We start from the raw sequence: 17140 nt of genomic DNA on the forward strand, positions 1-17140 counted from the left end.
TAGGTTAAGAGTTCTTCGAAAACACCTTTTTTATTTTTTATATAAAAAAGGAGATGATTCAAATTGTTATTTTGAGGCATCCCCTTATAGTAATTATATATTATTAGGTTTTATGTTATAGACTTTATAGGTTATGGGCTATATAAATCAATATATTTAATCTTCAAAATACCCTTCTGGATATAATGGGAACTTAGATATAAGCTCTTGAGCTTCCACTTTACAATCATCTAGTACTTCTTTATTATCAATATTTTCTGCTACCTTATTCATTATTCCTGCTATTTGTATAACTTCTTTTTCTTTAAGACCTCTTTGAGATATTGATGTAAGACCTATACGAACACCACTAGTTACAAATGGTGACTGTGGGTCATCAGGAATAACATTTTTATTAACTGTTATTCCTACATATTCAAGAGCTTTTTCAAATTGTTTTCCTGTAAGATTTTTGCTTCTTAAATCAACCATAACTATATGGTTATCAGTTCCTCCACTTACAATACTAAAACCATGTGAAATAAGTTCAGATGCTAAAGTTTGAGCATTTACTACCACTTGTTCCATTATTTTTTTAAATTTATCTGTGCTTAAATACAATAGTGAAAAGGCTTTTGCTGCAACTGTATTAAGATGTATAGAACCTAATGTTCCTGGGAAAACACCTTTGTCTAGTTTCTTTGCATGTTCAGCTTTACAAAGTACAATACCACTTCTTGGACCACAGAAAGTTTTTGTTGTAGATGAAGAAACAAAATCTGCATAAGGTACAGGGCTAGGAATTACTTTTGCTGCTACCAAACCTGCAACATGTGCCATATCTACCATAAAGTAAGCCCCTACTTCTTTTGCAACCTTTGATATTCTTTCATAATCTATTAGTCTTGGATATGAACTTGCTCCTGCAATTATAAGTTTTGGTTTACATTCTTTTGCTTTTGCTTCAAGAGCGTCATAATCTATACGTCCAGTACTTGGGTCTACTCCATAAAATTCATACTTATAAATGTCATGTAAAAAATTAACTGTGCTACCATGTGTTAAATGTCCACCTTGGTCAAGACGCATACTTAAGACAGTATCATTTGGTTTTAATATTGATGAATATACACAATAGTTGGCTGTAGAACCTGAGTATGGCTGTACATTTACATGTTCTGCTCCAAATACTTCTTTTGCACGTTTGATTGCTAGAGTTTCAAGTTTATCTGCTTCTTCAGAACCTGCTTGAAAACGAGCCCCTGGATAACCTTCTTCTGTTTTATTTGTAAATACACATCCACTTAATTCGAGTACTTCTGTTGGTGCTGTACTTTCAGAAGCTATCATCTCAATATTATGCTCTTGTCTAACCAACTCTCCAGCTACAATATTATATAACTCTGGGTCTGAAATTTTTGTTGTTTTTAACATAATAATCCTCCTCTTAATTAAAGAATATATTTTATTGATTTAATCTTTATTAATAAATTTATTATAAAAACCTATAAAATGTAAGATATTCCTCCACCAGGTCCTAATGGTATGCCAATCCCCATGAACAGTAATAACAATATTATTTCTATTAATGTAAATACCACCGAGTATGGAATCATATTCGATATGACAGTACCTATACCTAGATTCTTATCATATTTTCTAGCAAAAGCTAATATAACTGGGAAATACGGAAAAAGTGGACTTATTGGATTTGTTGAAGCATCCCCAATACGATAAGCTATCTGAGTTAATGCTGGATTAAAATCTAGTAACATAAACATTGGAACAAATATAGGTGCTAAAATAGCCCATTTCGCAGAAGCACTTCCTACAAATAAATTGATAAATCCAGATAGAAATATAAATCCTATTATCAATCCATAACTAGGTATCCCGGATTCTGCCAAGACTTTTGCTCCTGCTATTGATAAAATTGTTCCCAAGTTACTAAGATTAAATAGATTAATAAATTGAGATGCTATAAATGCTAAAACTATATATCCACCCATATCACTCATACTACTACCCATCATAGATACTAAGTCTTTGTCATTCTTTATCTTCTTACTTACTTTTCCATACACTAATCCTGGAGTTAAAAATATAATAGTGATTATAGGAACTATACCTTTCATTAAAGGTGCATTACTAGATAGTATGGAGCCAGTTTCTGAATCTTTCATAAATGCATTGTCACCTATACATAAAGCAACTATTACTACCACAACAACTAACAATGATAATAAAGCGTATTTTATACCTTTATTTTCAAGTTCACTCAATTCCTGCATATCCTTATCATTCTCTGAATCACTGTATTTTGAAAAACGAGGAGCTATAAATTTTTCAGTTACAAATGCTCCTGCAAAAGTTAAAACTATTGCTGATATAAAAGCAAAATAAAGGTTCATTGCTGGATTACCTTGATAAGATGGGTCCATCATTTGAGCTGCTGGTATTGTAAATCCAGCTAATAATACATCTGTCGTACTAAGCATGACATTTGCTGCAAATCCTCCTGCAACACCTGCAAAGGCTGCAAACATACCTACAAGAGGATGTCTTCCAATGCCTAAAAAAACAAGTGCTGCAAGTGGTGGTAATATTATAAATCCTACATCTGCTGCTGTATGTGATAACATACCTGCAAATACAATTGCTACAGTTACAAGTTTTTGTGGAACTTTACTTATCCCTTTTTTCATTAATACTTCCATAAATCCAGATTTCTCAGCAACACCTGCTCCAAGCATCGTAACTAATACTAATCCTAATGGAGCAAATGACTGGAAGTTTGTAACTATACTACCTAAATAGGATTGAATCTGCTCTTTCTCTAGTAGATTTACTACTTTTACAACCTCTTTTGTAGAAGGGTGTATTTCTTCTACTCCTAAACTGGATATAACTGCTGACAATATTAAGACAATTATACATAGTAGTAAAAATATGGTTACTGGGTCTGGAAGTTTATTACCTGCTCCCTCTACAACATTTAATGCTCTCATTAACAATCCACTATCTTTGTTTTTTTCCTGTGAATTAATTTTTCTCAAACTAATCCCCCCCATAAACTTTATCTCCAGAAACACTCTATGTTAAATTTTACTTTTTAAATTTATCCATATAATTTATAACAGATTGACATAGTACGTTTGTACCTACTAAAATAGAATTTTTATCAGCTTTAAATTTAGGATTATGCCACTGATACGTACAACCTTGTTCTTTGTTGCCTACACCTAACCAGTAAAAAAATCCTGGTGCTTTTTCCATAAATATAGAAAAATCTTCTCCTCCTGTGGAAGGTATTGGATCAACTACAGCATCTTCTGAATACAAGTCACATACAGATTTACAAGCTATTGTGTACATTTCTTTACTGTTTATAACAGCTGGTAAATCAAATAAATAATCTAGTTTTGCAGTTGCTTGATATCCACGTGCTATTTCACAAACTATATTTTCCAAATTTTCAGATATTTTCTTTCGTACCTCATTACTAAAGCTTCTACATGTACCTGTCATATCTACTTTTTCTGAAATTACATTATTTGCAGTTCCTCCATTTATAGTGCCTATTGATATAACAGCTGATTCTAATGGACTTATATTTCTACTTACTATTGTTTGAATACCCATTATAATTGCACTTGATGCTACTATAGGGTCTATTGTTCTATTTGGTATACCTCCATGCCCTCCAAAACCATTTACTTCTATCTTAATAGTATCTACTGCTGCCATTAATCCACCCAACTTAACACCTACTTTTCCACAAGGTATATCTGGATGATTGTGAAGACCAAATATAGCATCAACTTTTGGATTTTCCATTACTCCTCGTTCAACTAGCATCTTTGCTCCTTTATTAACTTCTTCTGCTGGTTGAAATATAAACTTTACATTTCCATGAAGGTTATCTCTAATATGGGATAGTACATATGCACATCCTACAAGACAAGATGTATGTATATCATGTCCACATGCATGCATTATACCATCATATTGTGATTTGTACTCAATATCAACCTCTTCATGGATTGGTAAAGCATCAATATCTCCTCTTAATGCTACTGTAGGACCATCGTACTTTCCTTTCAATAACCCTACAACTCCTGTTTCCATTCCCATATCTAATATCTCTATATCTAAACTTACTAATAAATCTTTTATAGCTTTTGTAGTCCTAAATTCTTTAAAACTTAGTTCTGGGTGCATATGAATATCTGTAAAAAACTCTAAAATATCTTCTTTGTACTTTTCTGATATCAAAATAAGTTCATGCATACTAACACCTCTCCAAAATTTTTATTTTTGATTTTTCTACTATGTTAACTACAAATTATATATAAGTCATTAATATTAATAAAGATATTTTTTATAAATTCAATTTAATTTCATTTATATTTATATTTTACTACATCGTTTTAATTAAATATATTATCATATCTTGCAATTTATTTAACTATTTTGACTTTTTAAAATCTATATTATATAAAAAACTTCCCTTAACTATAATCTATTGATAAGTAACCCTATTCCTGACTTTGTGTTGATTTTTCTCTACATGTAATAGCTTTATATACCATACAGACTAAAATTAAAAGTCCCATATAACCTGTATATGGATATAGAATGTTTACTAGTTTACCAAATGGTAAAAATCCACCTATACAAGCCAAAACAGCTATTACTGTTGTTACAAGTTTAAATTTAGGGTGTTCATCTTCAACAATCCTATTAGTTACAGACCATAAAAGTGGAACAGCAGTCGTATAAATACCTAATATAAGTGCAACTGAGAAAAGTACACCTACAATAGGAGCTATATTATCTGCTAAATAAAGTGATGGTATTTCTTTCATATATAAGTTTCCTATATCTGAAATCATAGCCAAATACATAACTATTCCAGCAGTCATAAATACTACTCCACCTAATAGACCTCCCCAGAAAGCATCCTTTTTACTTTCAATAGAAGCTCCCATTCCTGTTAAAAAAACAATCATTACAATAATATTTAATGTATTATAAATTACTCCTGAAACTATTGGACTTCCTGATGCTTTTGTAACTTCAATATTCTTCATAGCTTCTCCAACCATAGATAATCCATCTAAATGTTTAAATAAACTTATTAGCCCAACAGCAATCGTAAATACTGCTATTACTGGTCCAATACGACCAAGTATACTTACTAATTTTTCTAAACCCATAGACACTGTGATTAACGTAGCAACAGCCATCAAAACTCTTCCCAAATAAGGATTTATACCATAGTATTCAGTTAAAGTTGAGCCTGCACCCGAAATCATTACTATAAGAATTCCAAATAAAAATATTGGGCTAAACCATTCATAGAATTTACCTAAAATCTTTCCACAATAAAAAGTATAAATTCTCGTTGGTTCTTTAAGTTTTAATTCTCTACCTCTAGTTATAACTTCAGCTCCAAGAAATGAAAATAACACCATTGATATTAATGCTCCAACTAGCCCCATATACCCTTGGGAGGCGAAAAATTGGAGTATTTCTTGACCTGTAGCAAATCCAGAACCAATTGCTGTTGCTAAATAAGCCCCTGCAATACAGATAATATTTTTCACATTTACTTTGTCTGACATATTAAATTACCTCCATTATAAAGTTACCTTCTTCAACAAATATAAATCCTCAGCAAATTAAATGAAAATTCTGTCTTTTTAGAATAGTATTTGATTTGCTTTTTTTATTTTGTATATCTTTTTATTTTTATTTATATATATTTTTTTATATAAATAGGTACAGCTTTTATAAGGTTTAATGTTATTAAATATGTTTAAAGCGCTTTAATTTTTACTATAATTAAAGTATACTTATTCAGGCACACTCAAACAATTATCTATATTGACTTTTTATTTATCAATTTCAATTTTTAGTATTTAATTTATAGACTTTAGGAGTCATTCCTTTTTCTATCTTGAAATTTTTGTAGAAATTATTTAGACTATTATAACCAACCATTTCTGCAATCTCATTTATACTTTTCGTAGTATTTTCAAGTAACTCAATAGATTTTTCTATTCTTATATGATTTAGATATGATATAAAAGTTGTATTCAAATTACTTTTAAAAATCCTAGATATATTAGATGGATTAGTTAAAAATAATTTAGCACAATCATTTAGCTTTAAGTCCTTACTATAATTTAAGTTTACATACTCTAGTATCTCATTTAATAAATTATTATTAGTATATTGATAACCGATAATATTTTCTACAGACTTATTAAACTCGTTCATGTCTAATGGTTTAAGGAGTATATCTTTTACATTTAATCTCAAGGCTTTTTGTGCATATTCAAAATAGTCAAAAGCAGTTATTACGACAAAGTTTATTTTTTTGGCTAGGTGAGATGTTTTTTCTATTACCTCTAACCCATTATATATTGGCATCTGAATATCTATAAACACTATGTCTGGCTCTAAATCAATTATTTTAGCTACTGCTTCATCACCAGATGTTGCTTTACCAACAATCTTTATTGGCATATCTTTCATTTCTATAAAGTGTGTTATTATTTTTAGAACAGCTTCTTCATCATCTATTATTAGTGCTCTTCTCATGAGAATTCCTCCCTTTTAGCTTAATAATATAAAAAAGTAAGATATATAAAACAACATAAAAACATCTAATATATTTCTTAACATTTATAAAACTTATTAATTTTTCATAAGCTCTATACATGTTCCTTACAATTTTCAATAGGAATTTTAATCATTATGTAAGTCCCCTCTTTATCACTTGACTTTATATTCATATCAAAATCATTTCCATAAGCAGATGTAAATTTTGTATATATTAAAGACAATCCATGACCATTATTACTACGAATACCTGCCCTTATTTTGTCTATACTGTTCTCCTCTAAAATAGTTCCATTATTATGAATTTCTATAATAGCATACTCAGAATCAACTCTTGCAATTATCTCAACTCGTTTTTCCGTATCAATATCTCTAAATCCATGTGTAAAAGCATTTTCTACAATAGGTTGAATAAAGTTAAACGGTACAGAAAGACTATAGAGCTTCTCAGGAATAAGATACTTTACTTTAAGCGCATCTCCATAACGCAATTTCTGTAAGTTTAAATAATTTTTAATATATAGTATTTCCGATTCTAATTCTACAAAGCGTAAATCAGACCTCATTGTATATCTAAACATTTTAGATAAATCTATTATTGCACTATACAAATCATAACTACCATCATCAAGTGCTATACTTGCCATTGAATTTAGAGTATTAAATAAAAAGTGATGGTTTATTCTTAAGTTGGTAACCATATCTTGAGCTACCTTTAAATTCATTTCAAGTTGCTCGCCATAATGATATGTTCTTGCAATAGTATTCTCTTTTTCTTGTAAATCTTTTCTTATGTCATTGAATGAACAAAAATTTATTATATTTTTAGATATTTGTTTTAAGAGACGTTTTATACTTCTAGCAGCACCTTCTGGTATATCATATAAATTACTATGTGTTGTATCTAAATTTAAATCAGATAATAATACATATCCTCCTCTTATCACTCCTATACTATTGTTTTTGTATAATATTGGAATATTATATATTGTTATCCCATACTTACATACAAACTGGTTGCTACTTTTTTGATTCATACAATCACAGTTTTGAGGAAATTTCATAGGGTTACATTTTTCAAAACAAAATAGAGGAAAATAAGGATTTTTTAAAACTATATTCCATGAATCATCATATATAATCAATGGAATTTTGAATGGGTCTATAAATTGACCACGAATTGATTCTATTGCTGCATACAAATTTAAAGTACTTTCGCTATAATTTATTAAAGTTTTCTTCAAATAATTATTAGGATTAACATCTATAACCTCACTCTCTCCTACATCGTTTACATTATTTGAAACAATAAGTTCTTTTATTGGTCTATCACCTGTATTTATAGTTTCATGTGTACTGCCAGATTCTATATAAAAAATCATACCTTGGTAAAATGGCTTCCATACTCCATTTATGATATACAGACCTTCTCCTTCTAAAATATATATCATTTGCTCTTGACCATAATGAACATGATTAAAATGTTTTTTACCTTGCATAGTTACTGCAATATATATATTCATAGCTTGTTTTGGATTGTTTTCATCATAAGTGTGTTTCCATTCAATATATCCCCACTCTGTCTTTTGAATTTTCATAAAAAATTCCTTTCTACTTGTAAATTATTTATGTTTATTTTTTAATAAATTTAGTAAATAAAAAAGTATACATACTCTTTCATATGATAGCTTACTATATCAATATTCATTAGTTTGTACACTTTTTTATATTCATTATTATTTTTTAATTACTTCTAGCTTATTGTATTATTTAAAAATACATAATTTAACTCTTATTTAATAACAGAAACTCCCATATATGGTCTCAAAACTTCTGGAACAACTACAGAACCATCTTCCTGTTGATAATTTTCCAATATAGCTGCAACACTTCTTCCAATAGCTAATCCAGAGCCATTTAATGTATGTGCATATTCAGCTTTAGAATCTTTATCTCTTTTAAATCTTATTCCTGCTCTTCTAGCTTGGAAATCTTCACAGTTTGAACAAGATGAAATCTCAACATATCTATTATAACTTGGCATCCAAACTTCTACATCATATTTAAAAGAAGCTGTGAATCCTAAATCACCTGTACATATCTTCACTACTCTATATGGTAATTTTAATAATTGTAGCATAGTCTCAGCATTGTTAGTAAGCTTTTCTAACTCATTGTAAGATTCTTCTGGTGCTACTATTTTAACCATTTCTACTTTGTTAAATTGATGTTGTCTTACCAATCCTCTTGTATCTCTTCCAGCAGAACCAGCTTCTGACCTAAAGCATGGAGTATATGCTGTATAATTTATTGGTAATTGTTCAAATTTAAGTATTTCATTAGCATGTATATTGGTCAAAGGAACTTCTGATGTTGGAATTAGAAAATAGTCCAGTCCTTCTATTTTAAACATATCTTCTTCAAACTTAGGAAGTTGCCCTGTACCTAAAAAACTATTTCTATTTGCCATAAATGGTGGAATAACCTCTGTATATCCGTTTACTGTTGTATTTGTGTCTAAGTAAAAATTTAATAATGCCCTTTCTAACCTAGCTCCTAATCCTCTATAAAGAGTAAATCTTGAACCAGTTATTTTGCTAGCTGTTTCAAAGTCAAGTATACCTAGTCCTGCTCCAATTTCCCAATGAGCCTTAGATTCAAAATCAAAATTAGTAGTCTCTCCCCAAGTCCTTACCTCAACATTATCTTCATCAGTTTCACCTTGTGGAACTTCTGGATGTGGTACATTTGGTATTCTCATTAACAGATATTCCATCTTATCTTCTACTTGTTTAAGGTTTTGGTCTATAATTTTAATCTTGTCAGATAACTCTTTTAACTTGACCTTTTCAATTTCTACATCTTTACCTTCTTTTATAAGATTTGGCATATTTTTAGATGCTATATTTAATTCATTTTTCATGACTTCAACTTCTTGAAGAATTTTTCTTCTTTCATCATCTAACTTAACTACTTCATCAAGGCTAAAGGCTTTTTCACCCCTTCTTTCCATAGCTTTTTTTATACCATCTAGATTTTCTCTTATTCTTTTTATATCAAGCATTTTTTCCTCCTCAGTACTTAAGATTGGATGTTATCTCTTAATCTCAAATAATTTTGATAATATGTTTTCTGTCTGAGGTTAAGAAATCTTTTTTGTTTTATCCGAACCTATTTATTTTTATTTAATTTATTTATATTTTACTAACTTTTTTATATGTTGTCAAATTATATTTAATTAAATTAATACAATTTAATTTTTAATTGTTGTTTTTATAATTAACTTCATTATAATTATATCGATTTTACTAATCAATTATCTATTTTGACTTTTTATTTACCAATCTTATATAATTATTAACTTTCATATAAATTTTTTTACCTTATGATATAATTCTTTATAAATAATTTATTTGAATAGGAGGATTTAGATGAGCGATTCAAATATAGGTAAGAAATTGACTTTATGTAGAAAAAAACAGAATCTCAGTATAAAAGACTTATCTAAACTAATTAAAGTTACACCTTCATTAATAAGCCAAATAGAAAAAGGAAGTGTAAATCCATCCATAAGTTTTTTAAAATCAATTTCAAATGCTTTAAATGTACCATTAGTCAATTTTTTTATTCCTTCTATAGATAATTTAGAACTAATTGTGAGAAATAATCAAAGAAGGATATTAATTCTGCCAGACTCAAAAGATATTTTATATGAAATGTTATCAAGTAATCCATTTAATGAATTTGAGTTTGCCATTATGAACTTAGCTCCTAAGTCTTATTGTAAAGAAAAAAATGGGCATGACGGAGATGAAGTTGCATATGTTCTCAAAGGAAGTGTCCAGCTTAGCTTAGAAGACGATATATTTCAACTAAATGAAGGTGATAGTGTAAAAATTCCATTTGGCATGAGACATAAATGGGGAAATCCTAATGAAATTGAAAGTAAAGTAATATACATAATTGTTTCATAAACTATTATCTACTTAATTATCTGACATACTACATAGATAACTCAATAAATTGATATTTATTTAAGAAGGTAGAATTAACAAAATTATACTGGTAAATCTTCAATATAATAAATTGTTGATTTAGCTATAATATCATTTAATTCTACCTAATTTGTTATTTAAGTCTATTTTTATATAGTAACAAACTCATGTAACTTGTATCTATTTTAAAGAATATAATACTTCTCCTTCTCTTATAGTCTTTAGTACTTTAATATCTTTTATTTTCATAGGGTCAATTGTAAGTGGATTTTCATCTAGTATTATTAAATTAGCTAATTTACCTTCTTTAATCGAGCCTTTTTTGTCTTCTTCAAAATATTGATACGCTGCATTTATAGTAACACCCTTTAAAGCATCTAATGGGCTTATCTTTTCATTTTCTCCTATTTGCACATCTTTTTTCGTAATTCTATTAACAGCACACCATACTGTTTCAAGCATATTAGGAGCTATTACTGGTGTATCCTGATGTAAAGTGTAAGTTAGACCTTTTTCTATAGTTGTTTTAAGTGGACTAATTTTAAATGCTCTATCTTCTCCAAGGTTTTTGATATGAATATCTCCCCAATAGTATGTGTGAGCTACAAAGTATGAAGGTATCATATTTATTTTCTTCATATCATCAATTTGGTCTTCTCTCACTGTTTGAGCATGTATCATAACTGGTCTTACATCATTTTTACTATTTTCTTCTTTTAAGTTTAAAACTTTTTCAAATGAATCTATCAACTGGTCTGCTGCCGCATCTCCATTACAATGAGTTAGAAGTTGCATTTTTTCTTTTAATGAAATATTTATAAATTTCTCTACTTCTTCATTTTTATATATAGGATATCCACAATAATCATCATCTGAATTTTCGTATGGTCTAGTTAACCATGCTGTCTTACCTTGTGGAGAGCCATCCAAAAATATTTTATATCCTCCTATTTTAAATCTATTTGTATATTTCTTTATAAAATCTCTATTTCCATCTGCTACAGATTTACTTTTTTTCAAATCCACATATCCTACAATATCCATCTTTAATTTCTTTTGACTTGCCATTATTTTTAGAAGGTTAAACTGATTCTCTGCCATTAGACCTTCTTGAGCTGTTGTAATACCATAGCTTAGATATATGTCCTGTGCTTTATCAATTGATTTAAAAATCTCATCTGGTGATGGTTGCTTTATTTTAGACGATACATTAAAAAATGCATTCTCCTCTAAGTATCCATTTGGTTCTTGACTTCCTTCTACTCTACCAATATGCCCACCTTCTGGGTCCTGTGTTTCATGAGTAACACCAAGTTGCTTTAATCCTAGTGTATTTGCAACACCCATGTGACCAGAAGCATGTGAAATTAGTATTGGATTCTCTAAAGATGCACTATCAAGTACATCTTTATCTGGATGTCTATTTTCTTCTAAGAAATTATTATCATATGAAAATCCAATTATCCATTCGCCTTTTTTTATATTATTTTTATCTTTGAAATCCTGTATTTTTTTTACTATATCTTTAAAACTAGTTGCATCTTCTAAAGGAATTAACTTTAGTGTAGTAGCAAAAGCTATCAAGTGGCTATGTGAATCAATAAAAGAAGGCATCAATGTCTTCCCTTTTAAATCTATAACTTCTGTATATTTATTTTTTAAAGCAAAGACTTCTTCTTTTGTTCCTATCTTTTTTATTATCTTATCTTTTATAAGAATAGCATCTCCACATATTGAATCTTCCATTGTAATGATATTTCCATTGTAATAAATTTTTTCTTTCATAAAATTCTCCTTAAGCTGTCTATTTTTATAAATTTTCTTCATTGTTTTCTTTTTAATTATATTACATTACATTAAATTTGTTTCTTTAGACTTTATTCATGTAAAAGTTTTGTTTTTAATTATTGTTCGCCAAGAAATAAATACTATTCATTATAAATAAGACAATTTAATAGTCTTCATATTGCTAAAAAGCTATTATAAAATAGTGAGATTAAATATTTGAACTTACTTGTTTTTGCACAATTGTAATTTTTTAAATCATGATGTATCATTTTAAGTATACAGTTACATCATTATTCACAATATAAAGACTTTACTTATCAAATATCATTTGATGTAGTCTGTTCAAAGCAACAAATTTAAATATTTTTAGGAGGTTTTTTATGAGCAAAGAAAATAAAAGTGTAAGAATTGCTGTTGTTCAGGCATCACCAGTCATAATGGACTTAGAAAAAACAGTTGAAAAAGCATTAGAATTAATTAAAGAAGCTGGTAAAAAAGGAGCAAATATTGTAGTTTTCCCAGAAGCATTCATACCTGCATATCCAAGAGGTCTTTCATTTGGATTTGTTGTTGGAAGTAGAACAATGGAAGGTAGAGAAGATTGGAAAAGATACTATGATAATTCTGTGCCAGTTCCTAGTGCTACAACAGATTTATTAGGAAAAGCAGCTCAAGAAGCAGGTGTATACTTATCAATGGGTATAACAGAAAGAGATGGTAATGATATAAACTGTACTCTTTATTGCACAAACTTATTTTTCTCTCCAGAAGGTAAACTTATTGGTAAACACAGAAAACTTAAACCTACAGGAACAGAAAGATGTATTTGGGGCGAAGGAGATGGAAGTACTCTTACAGTAGTTGATACTCCATATGGAAAAATGGGGGGCTTGATTTGTTGGGAAAACTATATGCCATTAGCTAGAACAGCTCTTTATGCTAAAGGAGTAAAACTTTATATAGCTCCTACCGCAGATTCAAGAGAAGAATGGCAATCAACTATGAAGCATATTGCTTTAGAAGGAAGATGTTTCGTTATCGGATGTAATCAATACGTTGAAAAAAATATGTATCCAACTGACCTTAATTACTATAAAGAATTAGATGTCGAACCAGAAATTATGTGTCCAGGAGGAAGCTGTATAGTTGACCCTTTTGGAAAATATGTAGCTGGACCTATTTTCAATAAAGAAGAAATGTTAATAGCTGATTTAGACTTAGAACAGATAGTTCTTAGTAGACTAGATTTTGACTCAGAAGGTCATTATTCAAGACCTGATGTCTTTGAATTAATTGTTCATGAATAATCCTTTACATAAAAATCAAAATGAGATACTCCTAAATAAATTTAAGGTATCTCATTTTTTCTTAATATTCTAAAATTATATTTGCTTAATATCTAAAATTATACTTATAAATTTAATTTAACTACCTACTTTTTTTCTAAATCAACTACTGTTCTTCCTACATGCTTTCCTGCCATTATTGAATCTATACTATTATTTAATTCCTCTAGCGATACTACATTTACCATATCATCTAAATCATGTAATTTCCATTCATTAGATAATAAATCCCATATCTTTAATCTTACATTCATTGGGCATTCTACAGAGTCTATACCATATAAAGTAACTCCCTTTAAGATAAATGGATACACTGAACTTGTAAACTCAATTCCACCTGCATTACCACAAGTTGTCACTGCTCCACAATAATTAGTTGTCTTTATTGCTGTTGATAAAGTATTTCCTCCTACTGTATCTATCACTCCAGCCCATCTTGGTCTAAGTAGAGGTCTACCTGAATTATCGTCTACTTCTGACCTATGTATAACATCTTTAACTCCTAAATCTAACAGTACTTCTTTCTGTTCTTCTAGTTTTCCTGTTGATACTACAACTGAATAACCTAATTTAATCAATATTTTGGCTGCAATTACTGCAACTCCTCCTGTACCACCAGTAACTAATACATCTCCCATATCCTTATCTACAGAGTTTATAAATTTGTATATAGATAAAGCTGCTGTAAATCCTGCTGTACCATAATCCATTGCTTCTTTCAATGAAAGATTTTTGGGAAGTCTCACTACCCATCTAGAAGGAACTCTTATATATTCTGAAAATCCACCAGAAGTATTCATCCCCAAATCATAACCTGTTACTAAAACTTCATCTCCAACTTTAAAATCATCACAACTACTAGATTCTACTATACCAGATGCGTCAATTCCTGGTGTATGAGGATATTTTCTAGTAACACCCTTATTTCCATTTGCAGAAAGTGCATCTTTATAATTTAGAGAAGAATATTTTACTTTTATTAAAACTTCTCCTTCTGGCAATGAGTCTATTTCTCTTTCAACTATATTTCTCTTAAAACTGCCTTCTTCTTCTGTAATATATAATGATTTAAATTTTTTATTCATAAATTTCCTCCCAATATAATTAGTTTTATGTTAAACTAATTATAGTTTATAAATAGTTTTATGTCAAACTAATTTAAATAGATTAAGGATTGGAGATTAATTTATGGAAGATAAATATATTATACATTTCATAAGTAAAACAAAAGCTAATATGGTTAAGTTTATTGAAAGTAAACTTAGTCAAAATGGTTTAGATGAATTGATACCTACTCATGGAAATATTTTAACTGCACTTTATGAAAACAACAGAATACTTACAATGAAAGAAATTGCAACTAAAATAGGAAAGGATAAGTCTACTGTTACAGTATTGGTTAATAAACTCATAAATCTAGGATATATAGAAAGACAAAAATGTACTAGTGACAAGCGTATTACATATATAAAACTTACAGAAAAAGCATTACTTATAGAAGATACTTTTAATAGTATTTCAACACAAGTTAAAGAGACAGCATACCATAATATTACAGAAAATGAAAAACAAGAATTTCTTAGAATTTTAAAAAAAATCAATGATAATTTTAAAAATGCTGACTAAATTGAGCATAATTATATCTCCTATTGGAATAATAAATAAAAAGAATCAAATATTGTAAAAATTTATTGTGATAGAGAGGTAGAATATGAATTTAAAAGATAGTAAAACTAAAGAAAATTTATTAAGAGCTTTTGCAGGTGAGAGTCAAGCTAGAAATAGATATAATATTTCTGCATCTGTAGCAAAAAAAGAAGGATTATATATAATAGAATCTTTATTTAATTATACTGCTGACCAAGAAAAAGCACATGCAAAACAGTTCTTTACTAAACTAAAAGAATTTGCTGGTGAAAATATAAATATATCAGGAGCATATCCTGTAGATTTATATGATAAAACAGCTCAACATCTTAAAGCAGCACAACATAATGAGCTTCAAGAATGGGATGATGTATATAAAAACTTTGGAAAAACAGCTCGTGAAGAAGGATTTGAAGCTATAGCTAAATTATTTGAAAATATAGCTGAAATAGAAAAGGTTCACGGTGATAGATTTGGTAAATATGCTACTGATTTAGAAGAAGGTACTTTATTTAGAAGAAATGAAGATATACAATGGATATGTACACATTGTGGGCATATCCATGTAGGTAAAGAAGCACCAAAAGCTTGTCCTGTATGTCTTCATCCACAAGGATATTTCTTAGATTTTAAAAACTCATTATTTGAATAAAGCAATGTAATTATTTTATTTAAATAGTCTATTATATTTATACAGGTGGCGTTTAGTAATTCCCACAAGGGAAGATAGAAACGCCGCTTTTTTATGCCCTCATGTCACACAGTAGGAGCATACAGAGCCTTATCACGTAGCTTTGCTGTCACAATGGTGGCTAGTTATTGGCTAGCAAACTTGATTCTTTTTTTCTATTTGTCTTTATATAAAAGTGAAAGGCACATAAATACAAACTATACTGGCATATAAGAACTTCTAAAGAAATAATCAAAAAGTATAGGTTTGATTTTACTTAAATATGTTTATAAGTACCATGTTATCTTCATAGCAGTAAAATGAACCATAAAGATTACTATAGATATAAAATATCCTTTGAATATAATTTATAGTAATACATTATGGTTCATTTTATTATTCCTTTAAAACTATAACTTCGTCTAAATTTATCTTAGCTAATTTAGATAGGATAATCTACTATGACAATCTTATACTAATGTCATTTATTTCTTTCATCAAATCGATTTCAATAATCTTAACTACATCTTTTTCAAATCTTATCTTTTTGTAATCTAAACATCCTACTACAAATGGAACTCCAAACTTTCTAAATAAATAAATCTTACCATTTTCATTATATATTGCTGTAAAGTTTTCTTCTATTATGTTCACTATAAGTTTTAATTCTTCAAAAGTTATTGTAGATTTAACTAAGAATTTCTCTATTATATTCAATATAAGTAGTTCTTTTTTACCTATACTCTGCTCTTTTTTATATAAGTTTTGAAATATTTCCTTTGTATAATTACATATAACTTCTTTACTGAGAATAAAATCAATATCGAATTCTTTATTAGTATCTTTTTTCATAAACATATTTGCAATATCATCAAGAGAAGTCTCTTCTTTCATAGATAATATTAGTTCTATTCTCTCTAGTATTTTATCTCTTGGAAAGAACGTTTCTTGACCTGTAAAAGCTGATTTTTTTATAAACCATTCTTCTGGTATAATATTTTTTCTTTTCCATCTATATAATTGACCATAAGATATATTAGTTTTACTCAGTAAATCTTTCTTAGATATTAATTCTTCCATAACTT

14 protein-coding genes are annotated in these 17140 nt (G+C 28.7%); 4 read left to right on the forward strand and 10 right to left on the reverse strand.

Going from position 1 to position 17140, the window contains the following annotated elements:
• Positions 1 to 156: 156 nt before the first annotated feature.
• The 7 genes from ACTG44_RS16140 to serS form a co-directional block, all read right to left on the reverse strand.
• Entirely contained in the window at positions 157 to 1413 is a 1257-nt protein-coding gene (locus tag ACTG44_RS16140) for a serine hydroxymethyltransferase (protein WP_479917389.1), read from the reverse strand.
• 71 nt (positions 1414 to 1484) lie between these two features.
• Positions 1485 to 3035 (reverse strand): AbgT family transporter, encoded by a 1551-nt coding sequence (locus tag ACTG44_RS16145; protein WP_479920822.1) that lies wholly within the window; start codon positions 3033 to 3035, stop codon positions 1485 to 1487.
• 49 nt (positions 3036 to 3084) lie between these two features.
• Positions 3085 to 4269 carry a M20 family metallopeptidase gene (locus tag ACTG44_RS16150; RefSeq protein WP_479917391.1) on the reverse strand — a complete coding sequence of 395 codons (1185 nt, stop codon included), beginning with the start codon at positions 4267 to 4269 and terminating at the stop codon, positions 3085 to 3087.
• Between the two features lie 248 nt (positions 4270 to 4517).
• Positions 4518 to 5606, reverse strand: coding sequence for a YkvI family membrane protein (locus tag ACTG44_RS16155; protein WP_021385774.1), 1089 nt, complete (start codon positions 5604 to 5606; stop codon positions 4518 to 4520).
• A gap of 283 nt (positions 5607 to 5889) precedes the next feature.
• Positions 5890 to 6588 carry a response regulator transcription factor gene (locus tag ACTG44_RS16160; protein ID WP_021385764.1) on the reverse strand — a complete coding sequence of 233 codons (699 nt, stop codon included), beginning with the start codon at positions 6586 to 6588 and terminating at the stop codon, positions 5890 to 5892.
• Between the two features lie 113 nt (positions 6589 to 6701).
• A complete protein-coding gene (locus tag ACTG44_RS16165; protein WP_479917394.1) occupies positions 6702 to 8207 on the reverse strand; it encodes a histidine kinase in 1506 nt (501 codons plus the stop codon).
• Between the two features lie 194 nt (positions 8208 to 8401).
• Complete coding sequence (gene serS, locus ACTG44_RS16170; RefSeq protein WP_479917395.1) at positions 8402 to 9673, reverse strand: serine--tRNA ligase; 1272 nt, start codon at positions 9671 to 9673, stop codon at positions 8402 to 8404.
• A gap of 367 nt (positions 9674 to 10040) precedes the next feature.
• Here serS and ACTG44_RS16175 point away from each other — a divergent pair, with 367 nt between their 5' ends.
• The gene (locus ACTG44_RS16175; protein WP_479917396.1) at positions 10041 to 10583 is read left to right on the forward strand and encodes a helix-turn-helix domain-containing protein; all 543 of its coding nucleotides are present in this window, start codon (positions 10041 to 10043) and stop codon (positions 10581 to 10583) included.
• Positions 10584 to 10784: 201 nt separating this feature from the next.
• Here ACTG44_RS16175 and ACTG44_RS16180 read toward each other — a convergent pair whose 3' ends face one another.
• Positions 10785 to 12389 (reverse strand): amidohydrolase, encoded by a 1605-nt coding sequence (locus ACTG44_RS16180; protein WP_479920823.1) that lies wholly within the window; start codon positions 12387 to 12389, stop codon positions 10785 to 10787.
• A gap of 383 nt (positions 12390 to 12772) precedes the next feature.
• Between ACTG44_RS16180 and ACTG44_RS16185 the strand changes: the two genes are divergently transcribed.
• Positions 12773 to 13699 carry a carbon-nitrogen hydrolase family protein gene (locus tag ACTG44_RS16185; RefSeq protein ID WP_021385776.1) on the forward strand — a complete coding sequence of 309 codons (927 nt, stop codon included), beginning with the start codon at positions 12773 to 12775 and terminating at the stop codon, positions 13697 to 13699.
• Positions 13700 to 13824: 125 nt separating this feature from the next.
• On the opposite strand, the gene ACTG44_RS16190 is transcribed toward ACTG44_RS16185, so the two are convergent.
• Positions 13825 to 14823 (reverse strand): YhdH/YhfP family quinone oxidoreductase, encoded by a 999-nt coding sequence (locus ACTG44_RS16190; RefSeq protein ID WP_479917398.1) that lies wholly within the window; start codon positions 14821 to 14823, stop codon positions 13825 to 13827.
• Between the two features lie 103 nt (positions 14824 to 14926).
• Between ACTG44_RS16190 and ACTG44_RS16195 the strand changes: the two genes are divergently transcribed.
• Positions 14927 to 15364, forward strand: coding sequence for a MarR family winged helix-turn-helix transcriptional regulator (locus ACTG44_RS16195; protein ID WP_479920824.1), 438 nt, complete (start codon positions 14927 to 14929; stop codon positions 15362 to 15364).
• A gap of 85 nt (positions 15365 to 15449) precedes the next feature.
• Positions 15450 to 16037, forward strand: a complete 588-nt coding sequence (gene rbr, locus ACTG44_RS16200) for a rubrerythrin (protein ID WP_021385797.1) — start codon at positions 15450 to 15452, stop codon at positions 16035 to 16037.
• Between the two features lie 477 nt (positions 16038 to 16514).
• Here the strand turns inward: rbr and ACTG44_RS16205 are convergent, their stop codons facing one another.
• The gene (locus tag ACTG44_RS16205) at positions 16515 to 17135 is read right to left on the reverse strand and encodes a YhbD family protein (RefSeq protein WP_021385860.1); all 621 of its coding nucleotides are present in this window, start codon (positions 17133 to 17135) and stop codon (positions 16515 to 16517) included.
• Positions 17136 to 17140 lie beyond the last annotated feature (5 nt).

The sequence above is a fragment of the Clostridioides sp. LIBA-2809 genome (genome assembly GCF_056688965.1).